The 19,790-nt window shown below is 68.8% G+C and carries 16 protein-coding genes, 1 tRNA gene and 1 other RNA gene; 8 read left to right on the top strand and 10 right to left on the bottom strand.

Annotation, left to right across the window (positions count from 1 at the left end; translation table 11 throughout):
• Positions 1-155 precede the first annotated feature (155 nt).
• Positions 156-911 (top strand): hypothetical protein, encoded by a 756-nt coding sequence (locus E8A74_RS19255; RefSeq protein WP_136930489.1) that lies wholly within the window; start codon positions 156-158, stop codon positions 909-911.
• On the opposite strand, the gene E8A74_RS19250 is transcribed toward E8A74_RS19255, so the two are convergent.
• Positions 908-3,640: a phosphoenolpyruvate carboxylase gene (locus E8A74_RS19250; RefSeq protein ID WP_136930488.1), complete on the bottom strand. Its 2,733-nt coding sequence runs from the start codon at positions 3,638-3,640 to the stop codon at positions 908-910. The genes E8A74_RS19255 and E8A74_RS19250 overlap by 4 nt on opposite strands.
• A 209-nt stretch (positions 3,641-3,849) precedes the next feature.
• Here E8A74_RS19250 and E8A74_RS19245 point away from each other — a divergent pair, with 209 nt between their 5' ends.
• The gene (locus tag E8A74_RS19245; RefSeq protein ID WP_136930487.1) at positions 3,850-4,470 is read left to right on the top strand and encodes a DUF4360 domain-containing protein; all 621 of its coding nucleotides are present in this window, start codon (positions 3,850-3,852) and stop codon (positions 4,468-4,470) included.
• 33 nt (positions 4,471-4,503) lie between these two features.
• On the opposite strand, the gene E8A74_RS19240 is transcribed toward E8A74_RS19245, so the two are convergent.
• The 4 genes from E8A74_RS19240 to ffs form a co-directional block, all read right to left on the bottom strand.
• Entirely contained in the window at positions 4,504-5,049 is a 546-nt protein-coding gene (locus E8A74_RS19240) for a hypothetical protein (RefSeq protein WP_136930486.1), read from the bottom strand.
• Complete coding sequence (locus E8A74_RS19235) at positions 5,046-5,810, bottom strand: TerC family protein (protein WP_136930485.1); 765 nt, start codon at positions 5,808-5,810, stop codon at positions 5,046-5,048. Before E8A74_RS19235 ends, E8A74_RS19240 begins: the two co-directional genes overlap by 4 nt.
• A 64-nt stretch (positions 5,811-5,874) precedes the next feature.
• Entirely contained in the window at positions 5,875-6,666 is a 792-nt protein-coding gene (locus tag E8A74_RS19230) for a hypothetical protein (protein ID WP_136930484.1), read from the bottom strand.
• 65 nt (positions 6,667-6,731) lie between these two features.
• Positions 6,732-6,819: signal recognition particle sRNA small type (ffs, locus tag E8A74_RS19225), an RNA gene on the bottom strand.
• A 174-nt stretch (positions 6,820-6,993) separates the two neighbouring features.
• On the opposite strand from ffs, the gene purD reads away from it, so the two are divergent.
• The 4 genes from purD to E8A74_RS19205 are packed head-to-tail and all read left to right on the top strand — an operon-like array spanning position 6,994 to position 10,759.
• On the top strand, positions 6,994-8,337 hold the full coding sequence (gene purD, locus E8A74_RS19220; protein ID WP_232379650.1) for a phosphoribosylamine--glycine ligase: 1,344 nt from the start codon (positions 6,994-6,996) through the stop codon (positions 8,335-8,337).
• Positions 8,338-8,364: 27 nt separating this feature from the next.
• Positions 8,365-8,916 (top strand): hypothetical protein, encoded by a 552-nt coding sequence (locus E8A74_RS19215; RefSeq protein ID WP_211365395.1) that lies wholly within the window; start codon positions 8,365-8,367, stop codon positions 8,914-8,916.
• A gap of 31 nt (positions 8,917-8,947) precedes the next feature.
• The gene (locus E8A74_RS19210; RefSeq protein WP_136930482.1) at positions 8,948-9,883 is read left to right on the top strand and encodes an FHA domain-containing protein; all 936 of its coding nucleotides are present in this window, start codon (positions 8,948-8,950) and stop codon (positions 9,881-9,883) included.
• Positions 9,884-9,892: 9 nt separating this feature from the next.
• Positions 9,893-10,759 carry an FHA domain-containing protein gene (locus E8A74_RS19205; RefSeq protein ID WP_136930481.1) on the top strand — a complete coding sequence of 289 codons (867 nt, stop codon included), beginning with the start codon at positions 9,893-9,895 and terminating at the stop codon, positions 10,757-10,759.
• On the opposite strand, the gene E8A74_RS19200 is transcribed toward E8A74_RS19205, so the two are convergent.
• Positions 10,644-11,312, bottom strand: coding sequence for a DciA family protein (locus E8A74_RS19200; protein WP_136930480.1), 669 nt, complete (start codon positions 11,310-11,312; stop codon positions 10,644-10,646). The two genes, E8A74_RS19205 and E8A74_RS19200, sit on opposite strands and share 116 nt — an antisense overlap.
• A gap of 47 nt (positions 11,313-11,359) precedes the next feature.
• Positions 11,360-11,442 (bottom strand) — tRNA-Leu (locus tag E8A74_RS19195).
• Between the two features lie 115 nt (positions 11,443-11,557).
• Here E8A74_RS19195 and E8A74_RS19190 point away from each other — a divergent pair.
• Positions 11,558-12,859: a DUF362 domain-containing protein gene (locus tag E8A74_RS19190; RefSeq protein ID WP_136930479.1), complete on the top strand. Its 1,302-nt coding sequence runs from the start codon at positions 11,558-11,560 to the stop codon at positions 12,857-12,859.
• Position 12,860: 1 nt separating this feature from the next.
• Here the strand turns inward: E8A74_RS19190 and E8A74_RS19185 are convergent, their stop codons facing one another.
• Positions 12,861-14,864: a protein kinase domain-containing protein gene (locus tag E8A74_RS19185; protein WP_136930478.1), complete on the bottom strand. Its 2,004-nt coding sequence runs from the start codon at positions 14,862-14,864 to the stop codon at positions 12,861-12,863.
• A 123-nt stretch (positions 14,865-14,987) separates the two neighbouring features.
• Between E8A74_RS19185 and E8A74_RS19180 the strand changes: the two genes are divergently transcribed.
• Positions 14,988-16,919, top strand: a complete 1,932-nt coding sequence (locus E8A74_RS19180; protein ID WP_136930477.1) for an ABC-F family ATP-binding cassette domain-containing protein — start codon at positions 14,988-14,990, stop codon at positions 16,917-16,919.
• Positions 16,920-16,923: 4 nt separating this feature from the next.
• On the opposite strand, the gene E8A74_RS19175 is transcribed toward E8A74_RS19180, so the two are convergent.
• Both E8A74_RS19175 and E8A74_RS19170 read right to left on the bottom strand, forming a co-directional pair.
• Positions 16,924-18,510 carry a hypothetical protein gene (locus tag E8A74_RS19175; protein WP_136930476.1) on the bottom strand — a complete coding sequence of 529 codons (1,587 nt, stop codon included), beginning with the start codon at positions 18,508-18,510 and terminating at the stop codon, positions 16,924-16,926.
• Positions 18,507-19,754: a phospholipase D-like domain-containing protein gene (locus tag E8A74_RS19170; protein ID WP_136930475.1), complete on the bottom strand. Its 1,248-nt coding sequence runs from the start codon at positions 19,752-19,754 to the stop codon at positions 18,507-18,509. The genes E8A74_RS19175 and E8A74_RS19170 overlap by 4 nt, the downstream gene beginning before the upstream one ends.
• Positions 19,755-19,790: the final 36 nt, after the last annotated feature.

The following is a 19,790-nucleotide window of genomic DNA, read 5'->3' as shown; positions in this document are numbered from 1 at the left end:
TCCGCGCTCACGAGACCACCTCGGCGAAAAATTTACCGGGCGGGTTCAAAGTTCCATGGGGGATGTGCGTCCAATCTTTGCGCGCGACGTGATGGCCGCCCTCGGCGGTGCCCGTCGATGACGTGATCCTTTGCCCTATCGGGAGGCATTCCCCCATGTCCGCCACGCGAGACAACTCCGTCCTTTTTTCGCTGAACCAGCTCCTTTCTCTGCACGAGCAGACCGTGCGCGAGGAAGAAGAGGCCGCGCAGGCGCGGATCGAGGCCGCGCGAATCGCCCGAGAAGAGGCGGCCCGGCGCGAGGCCGAGGCTCTGCAGCAAAAGGCGCAGGCCGAGGCCGAGCGGATCGCCCGGGAAGAGGCTGCCCGGCGCGAGGAGGCGGCGCGGCTCGAAGCGCTGCGGCTCGCGGAGGTGGAGCGCGCGCGGGCCGAGGTCGAGGCCCAGGCCCGCATGGAGATGATGCGCAAGGCCGACGAGCACGAGCGGGCGCTCGCAGCGCTGCGTGAGGATGAAAAGAAAAAGAAGCTGAAGCGCGCCCTGGTCTCGAGCGTGCTCGGCGCCGCGGCGCTGATCGGTAGCGGAATGGGCCTGTATTTCGGCAAGATCAAGCCGGACCAGGACGCGTCGCTGGCCAATCAGTCAGCCGAGGTCGAGGCGACGCGCGAGGAGGCGGCGCGGCTGCGCGCGAAGCTCGACGCGAATGGAAAGCGGCTCGACGAGACCGCGGCGCGCCTCGAAGAGGAGAAGCGCCGGGCGCGCGAGCTCGAAGAGGCGAAGAGCGCAGCAAACGAGGCCCCGGCGCGACCCGTGCAAAAGGGGCCGTTGCCCAAGCAGCACGAGGGCCCGAAGACGGGCGGCAAGTGCCTGCCCGGCGAGCCCGGCTGCGATCTCGACGGAAACCGCCTGTTCTAGCCGGTATTTCGCATTCCCGCGGCGATCCCGTTGATGGAGAGCAGGATGGCCCGGTCGCAGCACGCATCCCCCGCCCGCTTCCGCCGAAGCAACGCCACCTGCAAGAACGACATCGGGTCCACGTAGGGATTGCGGAGGTCGATCGACCTCTGGAGCGTGGGGTTTCCGTCGAGCAATCGTTTCACCCCGAAGAGGCGTTTGATCCACGCCACCGTGCGCGCGTGTTCGTCCTTGATGGGCGGCCAGACGGCCTTGCGGGTCGCAGGCGAGGCGAGGGCGGCATACCGGGCGGCGATCTCCATGTCGCTTTTCGCGAGCACCATTTGCACGTTGTCGAGCACGGTGCGGAAGAACGGCCACCGGTTCGTCATTTCGACGAGCAGCTCGGCGCCGCCCTCGCGCCGGGCGAACGCGTCGAGCGCGCTGCCGACGCCATACCAGCCGGGAAGGATGGCGCGGTTCTGCGTCCAGCCGAAGACCCAGGGGATCGCGCGGAGCGCTTCGAGGCCGCCGACCTTGCGTTTGCTCGGGCGTGAGCCGATCGGCAATCGCGCGATTTCGTCGACCGGGGTCGCCGTGGTGAAGAAATCGACGAAGCGAGGGTTTTCCCAGACGAGCGCGCGATAGACGCGCAGCCCCTCCTCGGCGAGCTCCTCGAAGGCCTGCGCATAACGATGCTCGTCCTCCTCGGAGGGCCGCTCCTCGGCGCCGAGGGTATGCAAGAGGGCGCCGCCGACCATGAGCTCGAGCGTGCGCAGGGCGAGCTCGGGGCGCGCATATTTGTGGTCGAGCGCCTCGCCCTGTTCGGTCGCCTTGTACCGCCCGGCCACGCTCCCCGCGGGGAGCGCCAAAATGGCTTGCTGCGCCGGCCCTCCGCCGCGCGCGACGGATTCGCCGCGGCCGTGAAACACCCGGAGCGCGATGCCCGCCTCGCGCGAGACCTTCGTCAGCTCGGATTGCGCTTTGCGGAGCGCGAACGCCGCCGCCAAGAGCCCCACCTCCTTGCCGGAATCGCTGTAGCCGACCATGACCTCCTGCACGCCGCGCGCCATGAGGTGGCGCCGATACTCGGGGTGCGCGAGCAGCGTGCGCAGAATGGTCGGCGCGGAGACGAGCGCGTCGTGCGTCTCGAAGAGCGGGACGATGTCGATCGTGACGGCCTGTTTGTCGACGTCGTACAATCCCGCGGCCCGCGCCAGCGTGAGCGCCGCGAGGAGGTCCTCCGCGCGCTGCGTCATGGAGAGGATCAACGTACGCGCCGAGCGCTCGCCATACTGGCGCTGCGCCTCGGAGAGCTTGCGAAGCGCGGCGAGCAAGCGCGCGGCGCCGGGCGTCTCCTCGCCGCCGCCCGCGAGCCACGCCGCCGCGGCCGTCGCGTCCTCCGCGGGCGCGCGGAGCTCGAGCTCAGCGATCGACAGGCCGAGGACACGCACCCGCTCGGCGAGCGCGCGCGCCCGCATCTCTCCTGCGTTCGAAGCGTTCGCCTTGTGCAAGGTGTCGGCGACGAGCAGGAGGTCGCGATGAAGCTCGTCGCTCGTGCGGTACGCGACGCCGAGCTCGGCGTGACTGCCGATCGCGCTCGCGGGAGCCCGCGCCGGCGGCGGCACGCTGCCGACCCGCGGTGCGCGCTGCCGCGCCACCTGGCGCTCGGTCTCCACGGCTTCGAGCGCCGCCGCGAGCCGCGCCTCGACGAAGCGCAGCTTGCGCCGCCACGGCTCGCCCTCGGTCTGCGCGCTCTCCTGCGCGGCCACGCCCGGCATGGCCACCGCGTCGTCCGCGAGCGATGCGCTCAGCGCCTCGGGCACGCGCACGTGCCGCGCCGACTGCGAGAGCGATCCGCCGAGCTCACGCACGGCCCCGAGCAAGCGACGCAGGCCGCGCGCGCGATACGCGCGGATCGCGTCCTCGACGACCTCGGGCGTGACGTTCGGGTTGCCGTCCATGTCGCCGCCGGGCCAGGCGTGGATCCGGAGCGGCATCGGCTGCGCGGCGAGCGGCTCGCCGTACGCACGTTCGAACGCGCGCCCGAGCTCCAGCGGCAGCTCGGGCAGGAGGTCCCAGAGGATCTCCTCGACGTACCAGAGGACGTTTTTGACCTCGTCGCCGACGGTCGGTTTTTCTCGACGCACCTCGTCGGTCTGCCAGAGGACGGTGATCTCTTCGCGGATCGCCGCGCGTGCTTCTTCTTCCTCGCGCGGGAGCAGCCGGCATCGGTCGCGCTCTTCGAGGCGCCGCGCGATGCGGTAGAGCTTTTCGAGCACCGTGCGCCGCGCTGCCTCCGTCGGATGCGCCGTGAGCGTGAGCGTGACTTCGAGCCGCGCGAGCGCCTCGCGCATGGCCTCGGCCGAGACGCCTGCCTTCTTCGCGGTGATCATCGCGGCCGCGAGTGAGCCCCGCTGCGGCGGTTCGTCCGGGTTGCTCGCGTGGGCGCGCGCGCGTCGGATGCGGTGGTGCTGCTCGGCAATGTTGACGAGGCGGAAGTACATCGCGAAGGCACGCAGCACGGGCTCGGCCTGCTCGATCGGCAGCGCTTCGAGCTGCCGCACGAGCTCCTTCTGCGCTTCGGCCCTGCCCGTGCGAGGCCCTCGACGTCTGCGGATCGAGAGCTTGCGGATCACCTCTTCCACGGAGAAGAGCGTCTCGCCCTCTTGCTCGACGAGCACTTCGCCGAGCAGGCGACCGAGGAAACGTACGTCGGAGCGGAGCGGAGCGTCGACCTCGCGGCTCATGGCGCGGAGTGTACGCCGAGCCGAAGACGAAGATGACGATGAACGGGCGAATCCGTTTTCCCCCGGGAATCCGTGCCAAACAGAGCGAACGAGTCCGGCGCGGATCGCCTTGCCGTCGAGCTTGATCGGCTCGAAGTGCTGGCGGCCGGCGCGCATGCGCGTGCGCCGCCCACGTCGATACCGGGGCGCGGGCCCCAGGGGAGGATTCCATGAAAAGGACGTTGACTCGGGTGTTGTTCGGGCTCGGGCTCTCGGCGCTCGTCGCGCCCGCCGTCGCGAAGGCGGAGACGCCGCCCGAGGTCTCTCTCCGCTCGGTCACGGCCCTCGGCACCGGATGCCCGTCAGGTTCGGTGCGGGCGATCGTCGCGAGCGACCGTCAGTACATCGCGCTCGTCGACGGCGCGCTCGCGGCCTCCGCGGGGCCCGGCGTGCCGCCCTCGGAGCAACGCGTGTTTTGCCAGGTGATCCTCGATCTCGATCACACACCCGGCTACTCGTACGCCGTGACGAACGCGTACGGATATCGCGGCTCCGCCGAGCTCGACGCGGGGGTCACCGCGACGGTCGGCGTCGAGCGGTACTTCACGGGAGAGCTCGGCGAGAACCCGGTGCAGACGACGCTGCGCGGGCCGTTCGCGGAGCGCTTCGTGGTGCGCGAGCCGGCCGACGCCGTGGGTCCGTTTTCGCCGTGCGGGGCTTCGCGGCCGCTCAACATCCGCACCGCCGTGAACGTGAGCGTGCTCGGAAACCCCGCGGGCGCGGGCCGCATCCGGCTCACGCCGGCGTGGGGCATCGAGGTCCTCCGGCTGCACTGGAGACGCTGCGGCTAGCAGGCTGCTGCCGGCGCGCCACGCGCGCGGCGCCTACTTGGCCTTCGACTTGGCCTTGATGGGCAGCCGCGCCGTGGCGAGCGTCGCGCCGCCGTCGTCGAGCACGCGCACTTCGAGCTCGCCGGTGTCGCCGGCTTGCATCGTGTTGTAGCCCCACGTGCGGAACGACCACGAAGGTTCGACGGTGAGGTCGAGCGGCGTGCGGAGCTTGCCGTTCACGAGGAAGTCGACGTGCACCTTGCGCTTGTCCTGCGAGCGGTTGCGCAGCTTGAGGTGCGCGTAGACGCGCGTCCCCGGAGGCGCGACGTCGAGCGTGTCGACGGGGTCTTTTTTCTGCACGTCGGACGTGAGCGTGAGCTGAAGCAACTCGATCGAGGCACGCTCGCTGCTCGGCTCGGCAGGCGGCGACGACGGCGTGGACGACGACGCATGCCAAGGCGTCGTGCTCTGTGCGTCCGAGGCACCTGCGTCGACGGGCGGTCCTGCGTCGGGGTTTTGCGCGACGGCGGAGCCCTCGGGACAACCCGCGAGGGTGAGCATCAGAGCGGCGAGCGTGGGGAGATGAGAAGCGCGGGTCACTGCGCGCGATCCTCGTACGGGTTGTGCAGCTCCACGGGCGCCTGCTTGCGCACGCGCAGCTTCATGTTGATGAGCTCGACGCCGAGCGAGAAGGCCATGGCGAAGTAGACGTAGCCCTTGTTGATGTGCTGGCGCATGCCCTCGGCCACGAGCAGCACGCCGATGAGCAGGAGGAAGCTCAACGCGAGGATGCGCATGCTCGGGTGACGGTTGACGAAGCGGCCGATCGCCCCGGCGAAGAGGAGCATCACGAAGACGGCGATCACCACGGCCGTGGCCATGATGCTCAGGTGCTGCGCCATGCCGACCGCGGTGATGACCGAGTCGAGCGAGAAGACGATGTCGAGCAGGACGATCTGCGCGACCGCGAAGCCGAACGAGATGTGCTTGACGGGCTTGCCGTCCTTGTCGCCCTCGACCTCCAGGCGTTCGAACATCTCGTGCGTGCTCTTCGCGATCAGGAAGAGGCCGCCGCCGAGCAGGATGAGGTCGCGCGTGGAGAACGCGTGGCCGAGGAGCGAGAAGAGATCACTCGTCAAGCTCATCACCCACGTCAGCCCGAAGAGCAGGCCGAGGCGCATGAACAGCGCGAGCGCGAGGCCGAGCGAACGCGCCGCGGGCTGCTGCTTCGCCGGCAGTTTGTTCGTCGTGAGCGTGAGGAAGACGATGTTGTCGATCCCGAGCACGACCTCGAGACCCGTGAGCGTCGCGAGGCTCGCCCAACTGTCGGCATGCTTGAAGACTTCGAGGCCGCTGCTCATGAGGCGCTCGCTCTAGCACGACCGCCGTTCGGCTGCCGAACGACCTCGTGCACAGCTCGTTCGTTCACGAACAAGCCGAAGGCGCGAGCCGCGCGCGCTCCTCGATCTCCAAGTGGAAGGCGCGGAAGATCGATTCCTCCGGCCAGGGCGGCGCACCAGCGAGCAGGCGTGTGGCCTTGTCGTTGTCACCGCGGTCGATGGCGATGACGGCGGCCGCGTACCGCATGGCCCAGAAGACGAGCGGGCTGTTCTCGCTCGCCCGTTCGAGCAGCTCGTCGTCGCCGGGTTCGCTCTGGTGCGCGAAGGCGCGGGCGAGCGCGAACGCCGCGGAGCGCAAAGCGAGGACACGATCCCGCAACACGCTCGCGCCACGCGGCAGGGGCAAACGCACGAGGCGGCGGGCTTTTTCGAGCGCGGCGTCGCGGTCGCCCTCGAACGTGAGGAGGAGCGTGTCGAGGAAGAGGCGATGCTCGATCGCCGCCTCCCACACGGGCCCTCGCTCGGCGGCGGCGAGCGCGGCGCGCGCCTTGTCGATCCAGCCGCACGCGGCGAACGCCGTGGCCGCCATGAGCGGGCCCATCGTGGCCGGATAGGGGATCCGTTCGAGCGCGCCCGCCCAGCTCCGCAGGACCGCGATCACGTCGCCCGAGCGCAGCACGCGCCGAAGCCGCCTGCGCGAGAGCCACCGGCCGAGCCACGCCGCCAGGACGATGCCGATCACGGCGCCGGCGACGAGCGGCTCGTGCAGGGCAAACCGCAGGCCCGCTGCGACGAGGGCGGCGGACGCGATGAACGCGACCCACCGGAACACCCGGCCCTCGCGCGGCTCGTCGTTGCCCGGGGACAGAAAATCCACGACGACCGTAGCGTACGGCCAGGCGTCGGGAGAGCAACCCTCGCGGGATGTCCGAGGACAAAAAGGGAAAAGGGCCCGCCACACCCGCTTCCTGCTACCGTTGCTCCCTTCCGGGCCTGGCGGGGTTCACAGTGCGCTGTCGGCGGACCCACAACGGGACGAATCCCGAACGGCCACAGTCGTACTTCATCGAAACGCGCCTGTCGAGCGCCCGACCGAAAAAAGTTCGGGGTGCGTCTCGGGCGCGGGCGCATGTCCCTGATCGCTTTGGCGCGCGGGGTCACTTTTCGTTCGCGCGAGGTCGGGGCGCGTGGTAGCCGGCGCACCGTGAATCAGCGGGCTTCCGGATCGGAGCGGTCGTCGGGGCGGCGGGTGCTCGTGCTCGGCTCGGGCGCACGAGAGCACGCCCTGGCCAGAGCGATTTCGCGGTCGAGCACGACGGCCGAGGTCGTCGTGGCGCCGGGCAATGCGGGCACCATGGACGAAGGCGGGGCGGACGCCGCGCCGATCCGTTCAATCGAGGGCGCGCGGCTCGACCCTGCGGATGTGGTCGCGCTCGCGCAGCGCGAAGCCGTGGACCTCGTGGTCGTGGGCCCCGAAGGGCCGCTCTGCGCGGGCGTCGCGGACGCGCTCGGCGCGGCGGGGATCCGGGTCTTCGGTCCGAGCGCGGAGGCTTCGCAGCTCGAAGGGTCGAAGGCGTTCATGAAGCAGTTCGCCGCGCGGCACCGGATCCCCACGGCGGACTTCGAGATCGTGACGGACATGGTCGCCGCCGAGGCGGAAATCCGGCGGCGCGGCGCGCCCGTGGTGGTGAAGGCCGACGGCCTCTGCGCGGGCAAGGGCGTCGTCGTGGCGCAGACCGAGGCGGAGGCGATCGAGGCGGCGCACGCGATGCTCGTCGAGCGTCGTTTCGGGGACGCGGGGCGCGTGGTCGTGATCGAAGAGGCCCTCGTCGGCGAGGAGGCGAGCGTCCTCGCGGTCACCGATGGCACGTCGCTGCTCGTGCTCCCCGTTGCGCGGGATCACAAGCGTGTCTTCGACGGCGACCGAGGCCCGAACACGGGCGGCATGGGCGTGTTCGCTCCGTCGCCGCACGTCGGCCCCGAGCTGCTCGCGCGGATCGAGCGGGAAATCTTGCGGCCGACGATCGACGGCATGCGCGCCGAGGGCCGGCCCTTCCGGGGCGTGCTCTTCGCGGGGCTCATGATCACCCCGGCGGGGGATCCGCTCTTGCTCGAACACAACGTCCGCTTCGGGGATCCCGAGTGCGAGGCGCTCGTCGCGCTGCTCGACGGCGACCTCGCCGCGATGTGCGCGTCGGTCGCGCACGGCAAGCTCGATCCGACGGCCGTGCGGGTCGCGCCGGGGCGGAGCGCGGTCGTCGTGGTGCTCGCGGCGGCCGGATATCCGGGCACGCCGCGCGCGGGGGACGTGATCCGCGGGCTCGACGAGGCGGCGAAGGTGCCCGGCGTGGTGGTGCATCACGCGGGCACGAAGCGGTCGGCCGAGGGGATCGTCACGGCGGGCGGGCGCGTGCTTGCCGTCACGGCTGTGGGGGCTTCGATCCTGGAAGCCCGCGAGCGCGCGTACGAGGCGGCGCGGCGCATCTCCTTTGCGGGCGGGCACTTCCGGACCGACATCGGCGCCTCGGTGATCGCCGCTGCGCGGTAGCGCTCGACCGCGCGGCGCGCCTTCGTCATGCTCCTCTCACCGGGCGCATGGTCCGGGACGAGCGGCACCGTGGACCCGATCATCGATCTCGCCGAAGGCACGGAAGAAAACACCCTCGCGATCCTGCTCGCCGACCGGATCCGGCAAAACGTCGCCCATTCCGCTCGAAAAATGCAGGACTTTCGGGCGCTTCGAGGCTCCGTGCTCGTCGTGGCGCAGGACACGACGCAGACGCTGACGATGCGCTTCGATCACGGGCGGTTGACGATCCACGACGGCACCGTGGGCATCCCCTCCGTGACTCTCTGTGGTGACGAAGCCGTCCTCCGGCGCCTCGCAAACGTCGGTCTTTCCCGCTGGTTGCGTCTGCCGAAGGTGTTCACGCGTACGCCGGAGGGCGGTGCGACCTTGTGGGACGTCGCGCGTGCGATGGCTGACGAGAAGCTCACGATGTACGGGCTCCTCTCGCATCCGCGGCTGCTCCTCTTCCTCCTCCGGGTTCTGTCCGAGGAAGGCCCGGGCCGGGCGTGGCCCGGGTTTCGGTGGGTCGGCCGGCCGGACCGAAAAGAGCCGCTTTGACGGCGTTCTACGCCATTGGTATGGCTCGAACATGGCGGTCCGACTGCGGTATCTGTCGCACGAGCTCGAAGTGCCGCTGGGCCAGTTCGTGATCGGCCGCAGCGCCGACTGCCAGCTCGCCCTCGATGATCCGCTGGTGTCACGCAGGCACGCGCTTCTCACGGTGCGCGGCGACAGCGTGACGATCGAGGACCTCGGCAGCCGCAACGGCGTGAGCCTGAACGGCACGAAGATCGAAGGACCGCAGAAGCTCGCGCACGGGGATCACATCACCATCGGCGGTCAGGAGATGGTGCTCGAGAACATCCCCGAGGAGGGCCTCTCGAGCGTGCCCGAGTCGATCGCGTTCGGCCATCCGCGCAGCGCCGCGCGCTCGGCCCGCATGCCCACCGTGGCGGGCCACGAGGGCTTCGAGACGCGCGAGGACTTCTGGAGCGACTACACGACGCCCGGCGTCGCGTCGCAGCAGAACACGTCCCCGACGCCGAGCGTGAACAGCGCGAACATCGTGGCGGCCGCGAACGTGCAGCCCGATCGGCACGTCAACGCGCTCTCGCTCATCGGGAGCGTCGCGGACAAAGCGCTCGCGATGGGCCGCGCCGAGGAGGCGGAGCGCATCCTCCTGCGCTCGCTGAACGACGTGCTGCAGAAGGCGCGCGACGGGAAAGAGCCTCCGCTCGACCTCGCGTCGACGGCCGCCATCTATGCGGCGAAGCTCGCCTCGGCGACGGGCAGGGGCCTCTGGATCGACTACATCTTCGAGCTCTACACGCGCATCGATCAGCTCGTACCGGGTACGGTCGTCGACGAGCTCTACTCCGCGGTGCGCAAGGTCAAGACGCTCGACATGGGCAAGATGCGGGCGTACACCGAGTCGTTGCGGAGCCGGTCTTCGAGCTTCGGTCCCAGCGAGCGGTTCGTGCAGCAACGAATCGAGGGCCTCGAGCGCCTCGGTGGGCTCAAGTGAGGTTCGGACATGCCGTTCAGGATCCGTTACCTCGCGCATGACCTCGAGCTCCCGTTCGGGGAGTTCGTCGTCGGGCGCGGGCCCGAGTGCCAGCTCGCGGTCGATGATCCGCTCGTGTCGCGCAAGCACGCCGCGCTCGTCGTGGGCTCGAACGGCGTCGTCGCGAAGGACCTCGGCAGCCGCAACGGCGTGCTCGTCAACGGCGTGCGCATCGAGGGTCCGCGCGAGCTCGTGCCGGGCGACAAGATCCGCATCGGCAACCAGGAGATCATCATCTACAAGACCGACGAGCCGCGCTCGAGCCCGCTCGCGGACGAGGAGCACCGCCGCGCGATGCAGACGATCGGCGGCATGCAGGTCGCCGAGATCCATGCCTCCATCGAGGCCGCGGCGATCGACTCGAAGGGCGACGTCGACATCCGGCTCGGCGGTCGATCGGAGACGTCGCGACGTTTCCAGTCGGTGCGCCTGCTCTGCGGCGTCGCGGACAAGGCGCTCGCGATGGGCCGCGCCGACGAGGCCGAGCGCATCCTCGCCTCGCTCCTGCAGGGCATCTTGAAGCGCGCCAAGACGGGCCAGCGTCCGAAGGGCGGCGTCGCCGAGTACGCCGCGCTCTACGCCGCGCGCCTCGCCGCGGCGACGACGAAGGGCTCGTGGATCGACTACGTCTTCGATCTCTACACGACGATCAGCGCGCCGCTGCCTGGCTCCGTGATCGACGAGCTCTACACGATCGTGCGCAAGGCCAAGGGCTACGACATCAAGATGATCCGCGCGTACGTCGCGGAGCTGCAGAAGATTGCGCCCCAGCTCGGTCCTGCGGAGCGCTTCCTGGTGCAGCGGGTCGAGGGCCTCGAGCGGCTCGCGTCGTCGTAGCCGTCTCCGCTTCGGGCGCGCGCGCGGCACGCTCGTCCTTCTCGACACGCGCTTCGGGCGCGGCGGTCCTCTTGCGGCTCGTGCGCATGCGTTGCCAGCCGAGGTTCTTCGCCGCTGCGCGTCGGATCGCCTCGCGCAACGCTTCATCCGCCACGTGTTCGATCTCCGCGGCGAGCACCTCGGGCAGCTTCACGGCCGGCGGCGCCGTGCGCACGTCGTTCCGCGTCGTCGCGCGTTCGGGCGGGTCCACGGGGCCCACGCGGAAGCGCAGCGACTCGACCGCGACGCCGCGCGCCTTGAGCTGCTCCAGGATCGGCTCGCACAGCATCGAGAGCTCCTGCGCCCACGTCGCGCTCGCCGCGCGCACGTGCAGCACGCCGCGCTCCAGCTTGACCGGCCGCGCGCGCGCCGCGATGCGCGAGCCGACAGCAGCCTCCCAGTCTCGTGCGCGCACCGGAGAACGCGACGCGTCCGACGGCGGCGTGATCCCGCGCTCGCGGGCGAGCACCGCGAAGAGCGGCTCTATCCCCGAACGCCCTCTTCCCCGCTTCAACGTTGCCTCTTCGCGCTGGCCTGCCTGCTACGCAGCGACGAACTCGGTACCGAAGGTGGGACTCGAACCCACAAGCCCGTGAGGACAGTGGATTTTGAATCCACCGCGTTTGCCATTCCGCCACTTCGGCTCGTCTTGGACCCGGACTCTACCCACCCTGGCGGCGATCTGCAACGCCCGAGGCGGCATCGATGGCCACGCGTCCCTCCATGCTATAGGCACCCTCGATCGTTGCCGAGGTCTCGATGAGCAAGTCGAAAGTCGCGATCCTGCGGACATCCCCCGGGACCGTCCTCGAGGACTACCACCGCTTGATGAACCTGGCGGGCTACCAGGACGTCGTCGCCAAGGACGCGGACACGGCCCTCAAGGTCAACATCTCCTGGCATTTCTTCTTTCCGGGCTCGTCCACCGTGCCCTGGCAGCTCGAGGGCGTCATCCGCGCGATGCAGCGGGATGGCTACACGAAGGATCTGATCCACGCCTGCCACAACCGCACCGTCGTGATCGATGCGCACCTCGGCGAGCGCGAGAACAAGCAGATCGACGTCGTCCAGGCCCACGGCCTGCGCAACGTCCACCTCTACGAGGGCGAAGCGTGGATCGACGTGCGCGACGCCGTCGGGGATCTGACGAAGAAGTTCCTCTGCTTGAACGAGGTCTACCCGAAGGGCTTCAGCATCCCGAAGCGCTTCCTCGGGGAGAACATCATCCACCTGCCCACGGTGAAGACGCACATCTTCACGACGACGACGGGCGCGATGAAGAACGCGTTCGGCGGCCTCTTGAACGAGCACCGCCACTGGACGCACCCGGTCATCCACGAGACGCTCGTCGATCTTCTGATGATCCAGAAGAAGATCCACCGCGGCGTCTTCGCCGTGATGGACGGGACCTTCGCCGGCGACGGCCCGGGGCCGCGCTGCATGATCCCGCACGTGAAGAACGTGATCCTCGCGTCGGCCGATCAGGTCGCGATCGACGCGGTCGCGGGCAAGCTCATGGGCTTCGACCCGCTGCGTGACCTCAAGTTCGTCCGCCTCGCGCACGACCTCGGCCTCGGCTGCGGCGACGTGCGCGACATCGAGATCGTCGGCGACGTCGATGCTTTGAACGACAAGTGGGACTTCCAGGGACCGTTCAAGGAGATGACCTTCGCCTCGCGCAACCAGCACCGGATCTACTGGGGCCCGCTGAAGAAGCCGGTCGAGTGGTCGCTGAAGACGTGGCTCGCGCCGTGGGCGTACGTCGCGTCCGTCGCGTACCACGACGCGTTCTGGTACCCGATGTACGCGCAGAAGAACGTGCAGCGCGTCCTCGCGAGCGAGTGGGGCCGCCTCTTCGCGAACTGGGGCCGCGTGCAACCCGACGCCGAGGGCCGCGGTTATCCCGACGTCGGCGAGGTCAGCCCCGAGCTCATTCGCATCGGCCTCAAGCACTTCCTCGAAGCTTTCCGCCTCATCGGCATGGCCGTCGCCGAGTCGCCCGAGCTCAAGCACCGCCGCATGCGCCAGGAGCGCGAGGCGGCGCGCAGCTCGCATCCCTGAATCAGATCAGCGGCGACCCGCCCCCGGTCGCCGCATTCCCTCCCGGCGGCCCGCCCGTCAGGTCGATCGTCTCGGCCATCGAATTCGGGCCGCCCCTGCCGCCAATCGTATCTCCACCCGCGCGACGCACGAGTTCGAACGCTTCGAGGGGCTCGCTCGTCGCTGGGTGGACGGGCACGCAATCGAACGAATCTTTCGCCACGTCGAACGCGCCTCGATTCATGAGGATCTGGTTCTTCGTGGCCGCGGCCTGGAGCATCGCCGCCGCGCGCGGCACCTCGCCGACGATCGTGTAATCGAGTCGGCCAAACGCCTTCGATCCGATCTCGCCGGACAACATGTCCCCCGTCGCCACGCCGATCGACACCCCGAGCGCGAACGGCGAATCCTGCCCGGCGCGTAATGCCAGCGTGCGGAGCTGCATTCGCACGTCGAGGCTCGCTTCGAGCGCGCGCGTCACGTGATGATCGCCCCGGAACGTCGCCATCACGGCGTCGCCGAGGAACTTGTCGACCACGCCGCCGCGGTTCGTCACGGCTGGCACGATCACCTCGAAATTCGCGTTCAGCGTCCGCACGCGCTCATTGGGCTCTTGCGACTTCGAACTCGCGTGGAAGCCCGCGACGTCGATGAACACCACCGTGCCTTGCCAGGTATCGATCGCGCCGAACGACGACGCCGACCGGAGCCTGTCGACCAGGCTCGGGCTCACGAACATGCGCAGCACGCTGTTTTCTTCGCTCGAACGGGCGTTCGTCCGGAGCTCCGTCACGTGCTTCAGCGTCTTTTCGATCGTGACCTCGAGATCCTTGAAATCGATCGGTTTGACCAGGAAATCGAACGCGCCGCGGTTCATCGCGGTGCGGATGTTGCTCATGTCGCCGTAGGCCGAGACGATGATCGTCCGCACGAGCGGGTTCACATCGCCCACGCGCGAGAGGAACGTGAGCCCATCCATGCCGGGCATGTTGATGTCGGTCAGGACGACGTCGATGTCCCCGTGCTTGCGCAGCTCTTCGAGTGCGCTCTCGCCGTTCGTCGCGAAGACGAAGGTATACACCTCTTTCTTGATCTGCTGGCGAAATCGCTGCTTGATGAGGTGCGGGACGTCGGGCTCGTCGTCGACGACGAGGATCTTCGCTGTCCCTGGCTGGTTGTGCTCGGCGAGCGCCGCGAATGCGCTGGCGAACTCCCGCGCCGAGCGAAAGCGCTTGTCCGGGTCCTTCGCCAGCGCGCGCTCGAAGAAACGATCCACCTCCGGCGTAAGCTCCTTCAAATAGGTCGAAGGCGGCGGGAACGGATCGGTGCAAATGCGCACCATCAGCATCCCCAGCCATTGCCCGGGGAACGGGTGCTGCCCCGTCAGGGCGCGGTAGGCGAGCACCGCGAGTGACCAGAGATCGCTCCGCAGATCCACGGCGCCGCAGCGGATCTGCTCGGGGCTCATGTAGAGCGGCGTCCCGACGATGCTGCCTGCGTGGGTGAGCTGAAGCTCGTCCTCCGTCGCGTCCTCTTCGCTCGTCAGCATCGAGACGACGCCGAAATCGAGGATCTTGACCGTCTCGTTGGCCTCGCCGCGCGACATGAACACGTTCGCCGGCTTGAAATCGCGGTGCACGATGCCCTTCGCGTGCGCGGCCGCGAGCCCGAGCGCCGCTTGCGTCACGATTGGCACGAGCGCGCTGAGCGGCAGACGCTCGATCCGTTCGAGCCGGCTCTCGAAGTCCTCGCCCTCCAGGAGCTCCATCACGATGTACGGCGAACCCTCGTCAATGCCGTAATCGTAAATCTGCACCACGTGCTGATTCCGGAGCTGCGCAATCGCCTTCGCTTCCCGGTCGAAGCGGGTCCGCGCGGTGGTCGAGGCCACGTGGTCCGGGGACATGAGCTTGAGGGCCACCCGCCGACGCAGATGGAGATCGAGCCCCTCCCAGATGTAGCCCATGGCCCCACGCCCGATCTGCCGCACGAGCTCGTATTTCCCGGCGATGAGGCGGTGGGACATGAGGATTTTCCCGACTCTAGCCGATGGTCCCTCGCGCCGTCAACGCGCCGTTCGTGGCTCCGTGACGGAAGGTCTGTCGTTCCTCCCGCACCAGAGGTTCGCCGCAGTGCTACGCTCGGCTCCGTGCCCGTCCTCGTCGCGCAGGAGTTAACGAAGTCGTTTGGTGAGAGGCGCATCCTCGATGGCGTCTCGCTTTCCATCCACAGCGGAGAACACGTCGGGCTCGTGGGAGCCAATGGGAGCGGCAAGAGCACGCTCGCGCGTATCCTCGCGGGCCTCGACAAGCCCGACACGGGCACGGTCGCGCAGCGGCGCGGCGCCGACGTCGCGTATCTCGCGCAGGAGCCCGCGCTCGATCCGGTGAAAACAGGCCGCGAGCTGGTCGTCGAGGGCCTCGGCCCGTGGGCCGCGGCGAAGTCGCGATACGACGCGATCTCGGCGCGTCTCGGCCACGGCGACGGGGATCAGGATGCCCTCCTCGCCGAGCAGGCGGAGGTGGCTGCGCAGATCGAGCGGCTCGGCGGCTGGGATCAGCTCCACAAGGTCGATGAGATCCTCGGCCACGTCGGCGTCACGCGCCCCGACGCGCCCACGGCCGAGCTCTCGGGCGGGGACAAACGGCGCGTCGCGCTCGCCTGTCTGCTCATCGCGCCGCCTGCGCTGCTCGTGCTCGACGAACCTTCGAACCACCTCGACACCGAGACGATCGACTGGCTCGAACGCTGGCTCGTCGAGGAGTACAAGGGCGCGCTGCTCATCGTCACGCACGATCGGTATTTGCTCGACCGCGTCGTCGATCGGACGATCGAGCTGCACCGCGGCAAGGTGTATTCGTACGAGGGCGGCTACGAGGACTACCTCGAAGCGAAGGCGGAGCGGCTCGCGCTCGAAGCGCGCACCGAGCAGAACCGGCAGAATCTGCTCCGGACCGAGCTCGAATGGCTCCGGCGCCAGCCGAAGGCGCGCACGACCAAGCAAAAGGCGCGCATCCAGCGGGCCGAGGCCGCAAAGGCGGCCACCCCCGCGCGCGCCGAGCAGACGACGAAGCTCCTGGCGGAGTCGAGTTTTACAGGGAAAACCGTCCTCGAACTACGCAAGCTCACGCTGGAGATGGCGGGCCGCACGCTCGTGAAGGATTTCGACTTCGTGCTCGCGGCCGGCGAGCGCGTGGGGATCGTGGGCCGGAACGGTACGGGGAAGACCACGCTCCTCCGGTCGATCCTGGGCGACGTCATGCCGGCACGTGGCGAGGTGGTGGTCGGGAAAAACACCCGGGTCGGGTATTTCGATCAGCACCGGAGCGGGCTCGACGAGGACAAATCGATCTACGACAACGTCGCCGCGGCGGGGAACAAGATCGAGCTCGGCGGCCAGCCGATCGAGGTCCGCTCGTTCCTCGAACGGTTCCTCTTCGACGGCCACGCGCAGCGGCAGCCCGTGAAATCGCTCTCCGGCGGCGAACGGGCGCGCGTCGTCCTGGCGAAGATGCTCTCGCAGAGCCATAGCCTGCTCATCCTGGACGAACCCACGAACGACCTCGATTTGCCCACGCTCTCGGCGCTGGAGGAGATGCTCACCGAATACGGCGGCAGCGCGCTCGTCGTGACGCACGACCGGTGGTTCCTCGATCGGGTCGCGACCTCGCTCCTCGTGTTCGAGGGCGACGGCCGCGTCGTGCGGTATGCCGGCGGGCACCAGGATTATCTCGTCCAAAAAGCGGCCGCGGAGGCGGCGAAGGAAGAGGCGACGAAGGCCGCTGCGGCCGCCGCGAAAGTGACCAGCAAGGACAAACCCGCCGCGGCGAAGCCGACCGCGCCGAAATCGAAGGGGCTCACCTGGTCCGAGCAGCGCGAGCTCGAAGGGATCATGGGCCGGATCGAGGACGCGGAGGGCGAGGTCGCGTCCCTCGAAAAGGAGCTCGCGGATCCGACGCTGTATTCGTCACGCGGGGCGGAGGTCCCGGTGCTCGGGCGGCGCCTCGACGAGGCCAAGGCCCGCGCCGCGACGTTGATTGCGCGGTGGGAAGAGCTGGAGCAAAAACAAGCCGGCGCTTAGCGGCTCACTCCTTCACGATATTGCACGTGAGCTCCTCGGAGACGAGCTCGGTGCCGCCCCTGCCCTCGCGCAGCGAGACCACGAGGATCTTGCCGTCGGGCAGCGGGAGCAGGCGCACCTCCGAGGCCAGGCTCTTGTCGTCGAGCACCGAGAAGCGCTTGCCGATCGCCTGGAACTTCTCGTCGACCGGCACGAGCTCGAGGTCGCCGCTGCCGCGCTTGCCCTCGATGAACGCGAGCCAGCGCCGCCCCTGCGTGTCGCGCAGGAAGGTCGGATCCGTCTCGGAATGGTCGTGGTGGTCCGCCTCGTCGTCGTGCCCGTGCGCGTGGTCGTGGCCCGCGTCGCCCATGTGCGTATCGATCGCGACGAGCTTCTTCGGCAGCTCGTAGCTCTTCGGCACCCGCAGCGCGCGCAGCGCGAATTGCCCCTTTTCCTTGGCCACGGACGTGACGATCACGAGATCCTCGCCGTCCTTCGTGGCGTGCGGGATCGTCGGGAAGCCCGGATAACTCGCGAGCTTGCTTTTCAGGCGCTTGTTTTTCCCGAGGATCCCCACGCGGAGCGTCGAGCTGAATCGCGTCGCGAGCAGGAGCGAGCCGTCGTCGAACGCGTGCGAGATCGGCACCTCGAACGAGGCGAGCGCGGGCGGATCTCCCTTGAGCACAATTTCGTGCAGGTGGACCTCGTTGTCCTTGTTGCCCGTGTCCACCATCAGCGTGCTCTTCCATTCGAGCGCGCCTTCGGCCTTCTCGTCCGCTTCGAGTTCGGAGCCCACGATCCACGCATGGCCGCCGCCGTCCGAGAACGTGCGGCAATCACGCAGCTCGTGATACCCTTTCTCGTCCTCGGCCTCGTCGACCTTGGCCTTCGCGTCGTCCTCGGCGTGGCCCCGCTCGTACTCGTGACCCTTCAGGAGCTTCGCCCGCTCTTCGCCGGTCGGTTTTTCCGGACGATCGAGCCAGGGCGTCCCGTCGAAATGGTTCCAGGCGTCGCTCGTATCGGCCGGGCCGCAGGCGACGCGGCGCTTTTTGTCCTTGTATTCGTCGTGGTAATCGACGAACGCGTAGACCTTCTCGCCGTCGACCTTCGACGGCGTCACGCGCATGACCTTGCGCGTCCCTTCCTCGGCCTTCGGCGGCTTCGCGAGGTGCGAGCCTTTGCCCACGGCGACCTTCACGAGCCGGCCCTCGCCCGACTTCTCGACGACGAGCACGTAGGGATCGTAGCCCATCGCCAGGCCCACGCCGTGCCGGCCTTCGCCGAGATCCACGACCGAAAGGCCCGTCAGCTTGTTCGCGCCCGAGCCCCACACCTTCTTTTCGCCAGCCTTGCACGCGGGCGGCCCCTCCGGGGGTTTGATCGGTGCGGCCGTGCTGGGCGCGGCAGCGACGGCGGGCGTGATGGATCCAGCCGAGGATGTCCCCGAGGCCGTGACAGCGGCCGAGGGGATGGGCGAGGGCGTGATGTCGCTCGACCCGCGGTCACACGCGGCGACGAGGAGGAGCGGAAGGAGCGGAAGGAGCGGGGCGACGCGGCGGAAGTCGTGCACGCGGCGATGAGAAAACGAATTGCCCCCGCCCGTCAATCTCATTCGATGCGCGGCGGCTCGTACTTGCGGTCGGGATCGAGCACCTCGGCGTACGTGCCGCCGAACCCGTCCTCGAAGATGCGCGCGAGCTGCCCGGCGATCGCCTTGCCGTCGATGAACAGCCCGACGTTTCGGCTCACCGTGAAATAGTCGCCCTCCCAGTTGCTCGTGCCGATCCAGGCGCTCTTGCCGTCGACGACCATGTATTTCGCGTGGGCCACGCGGGCGAACGGGATGAAGCCGGACGAGCTCTGCGGGATCACGAGGAACCGGATGGAGATCCCAGGCACGCGCGAAAGCTCGCGCAGCCCTTCGAGCGACGCCTCGCGTTTGCTCCAATCCGCGACGAGCAAACGCACGCGCACGCCGCGTTTTGCCGCTCTTCGGAGCGCGTCGTCGAGGTCCGGCCACGGCGTGCCGTTTCGCATCTTCGTGCGGTACGTCAGGACTTGCACGTCGAGCGTGCGCTCGGCGCCGTCGATCCGCGCGAGCAGCTCGGGAAGCTCCCACGGCACGCCCGCGGGCAGGAGATCCTTGGGGCTCGCCGTGGGCAGGATTCGCACCTCCTCGGCGCCGAACGTGAAGCGCGCGGGAATCGTGAGCGGCTTCGTCTCCGGCGACTCGGCAGCGACCTGCCCGCCGGCGATCCACCAATCCTGCGCGAACACCCTTGCGTACGCCGCGACGACCTCCGGCACGCGCACGCGTGCGCCGATTTCCTGGATGTGTTCGAGCGAGCGGTAATCCATGTTCTGGCTGCCGACGTACGCGTCCCCGTCGTCGACGACCATGTATTTCGCGTGCTGCACGCCGTCGCGCGCCCGGAGGTCCACCTTGCGGACGAGGACCCCGTGCGAGGCCAGCCGATCGACGGATTCGGGGTATCGCAGGTAAAACTTGATGTCGGCGAGGAGCCGCACGCGCACGCCGCGCGCCGCGGCCTCCTCGATCGCCGCGAGCACCGGTTCGAGTTTTCCGCCGGGCGCATTGCTGATATAAAAATGCTCGATGTCGATCGACCGCTTCGCGCCCTGGATCATCGCGAGCCACACCTCGGCGGCGTTTTGCACGTCGGGATGATCGAGCGTGGTCTCGACCGGCGGCGTTTCGACGATCTCGAGGGGCATCACCGCGGCGGATGGCTCCCCGGGCGTGGGCGCGGGCGCGGGGGTTTGCGGGGCCGGTTCGTGGGAACAGCCGGCGAGGGCGAGGAGCGAGGCGGCGAGGGGGAGGGCGAGGCGCGACATCGGAGAGCCGCGCCAGAATAGGAGGATCGAGGGCGT

It is taken from the genome of Polyangium fumosum (genome assembly GCF_005144585.1).
In the GTDB taxonomy this organism is placed as follows: Bacteria; Myxococcota_A; Polyangia; order Polyangiales; family Polyangiaceae; genus Polyangium; species Polyangium fumosum.
This window is presented reverse-complemented; position numbering and strand designations above follow the sequence as displayed.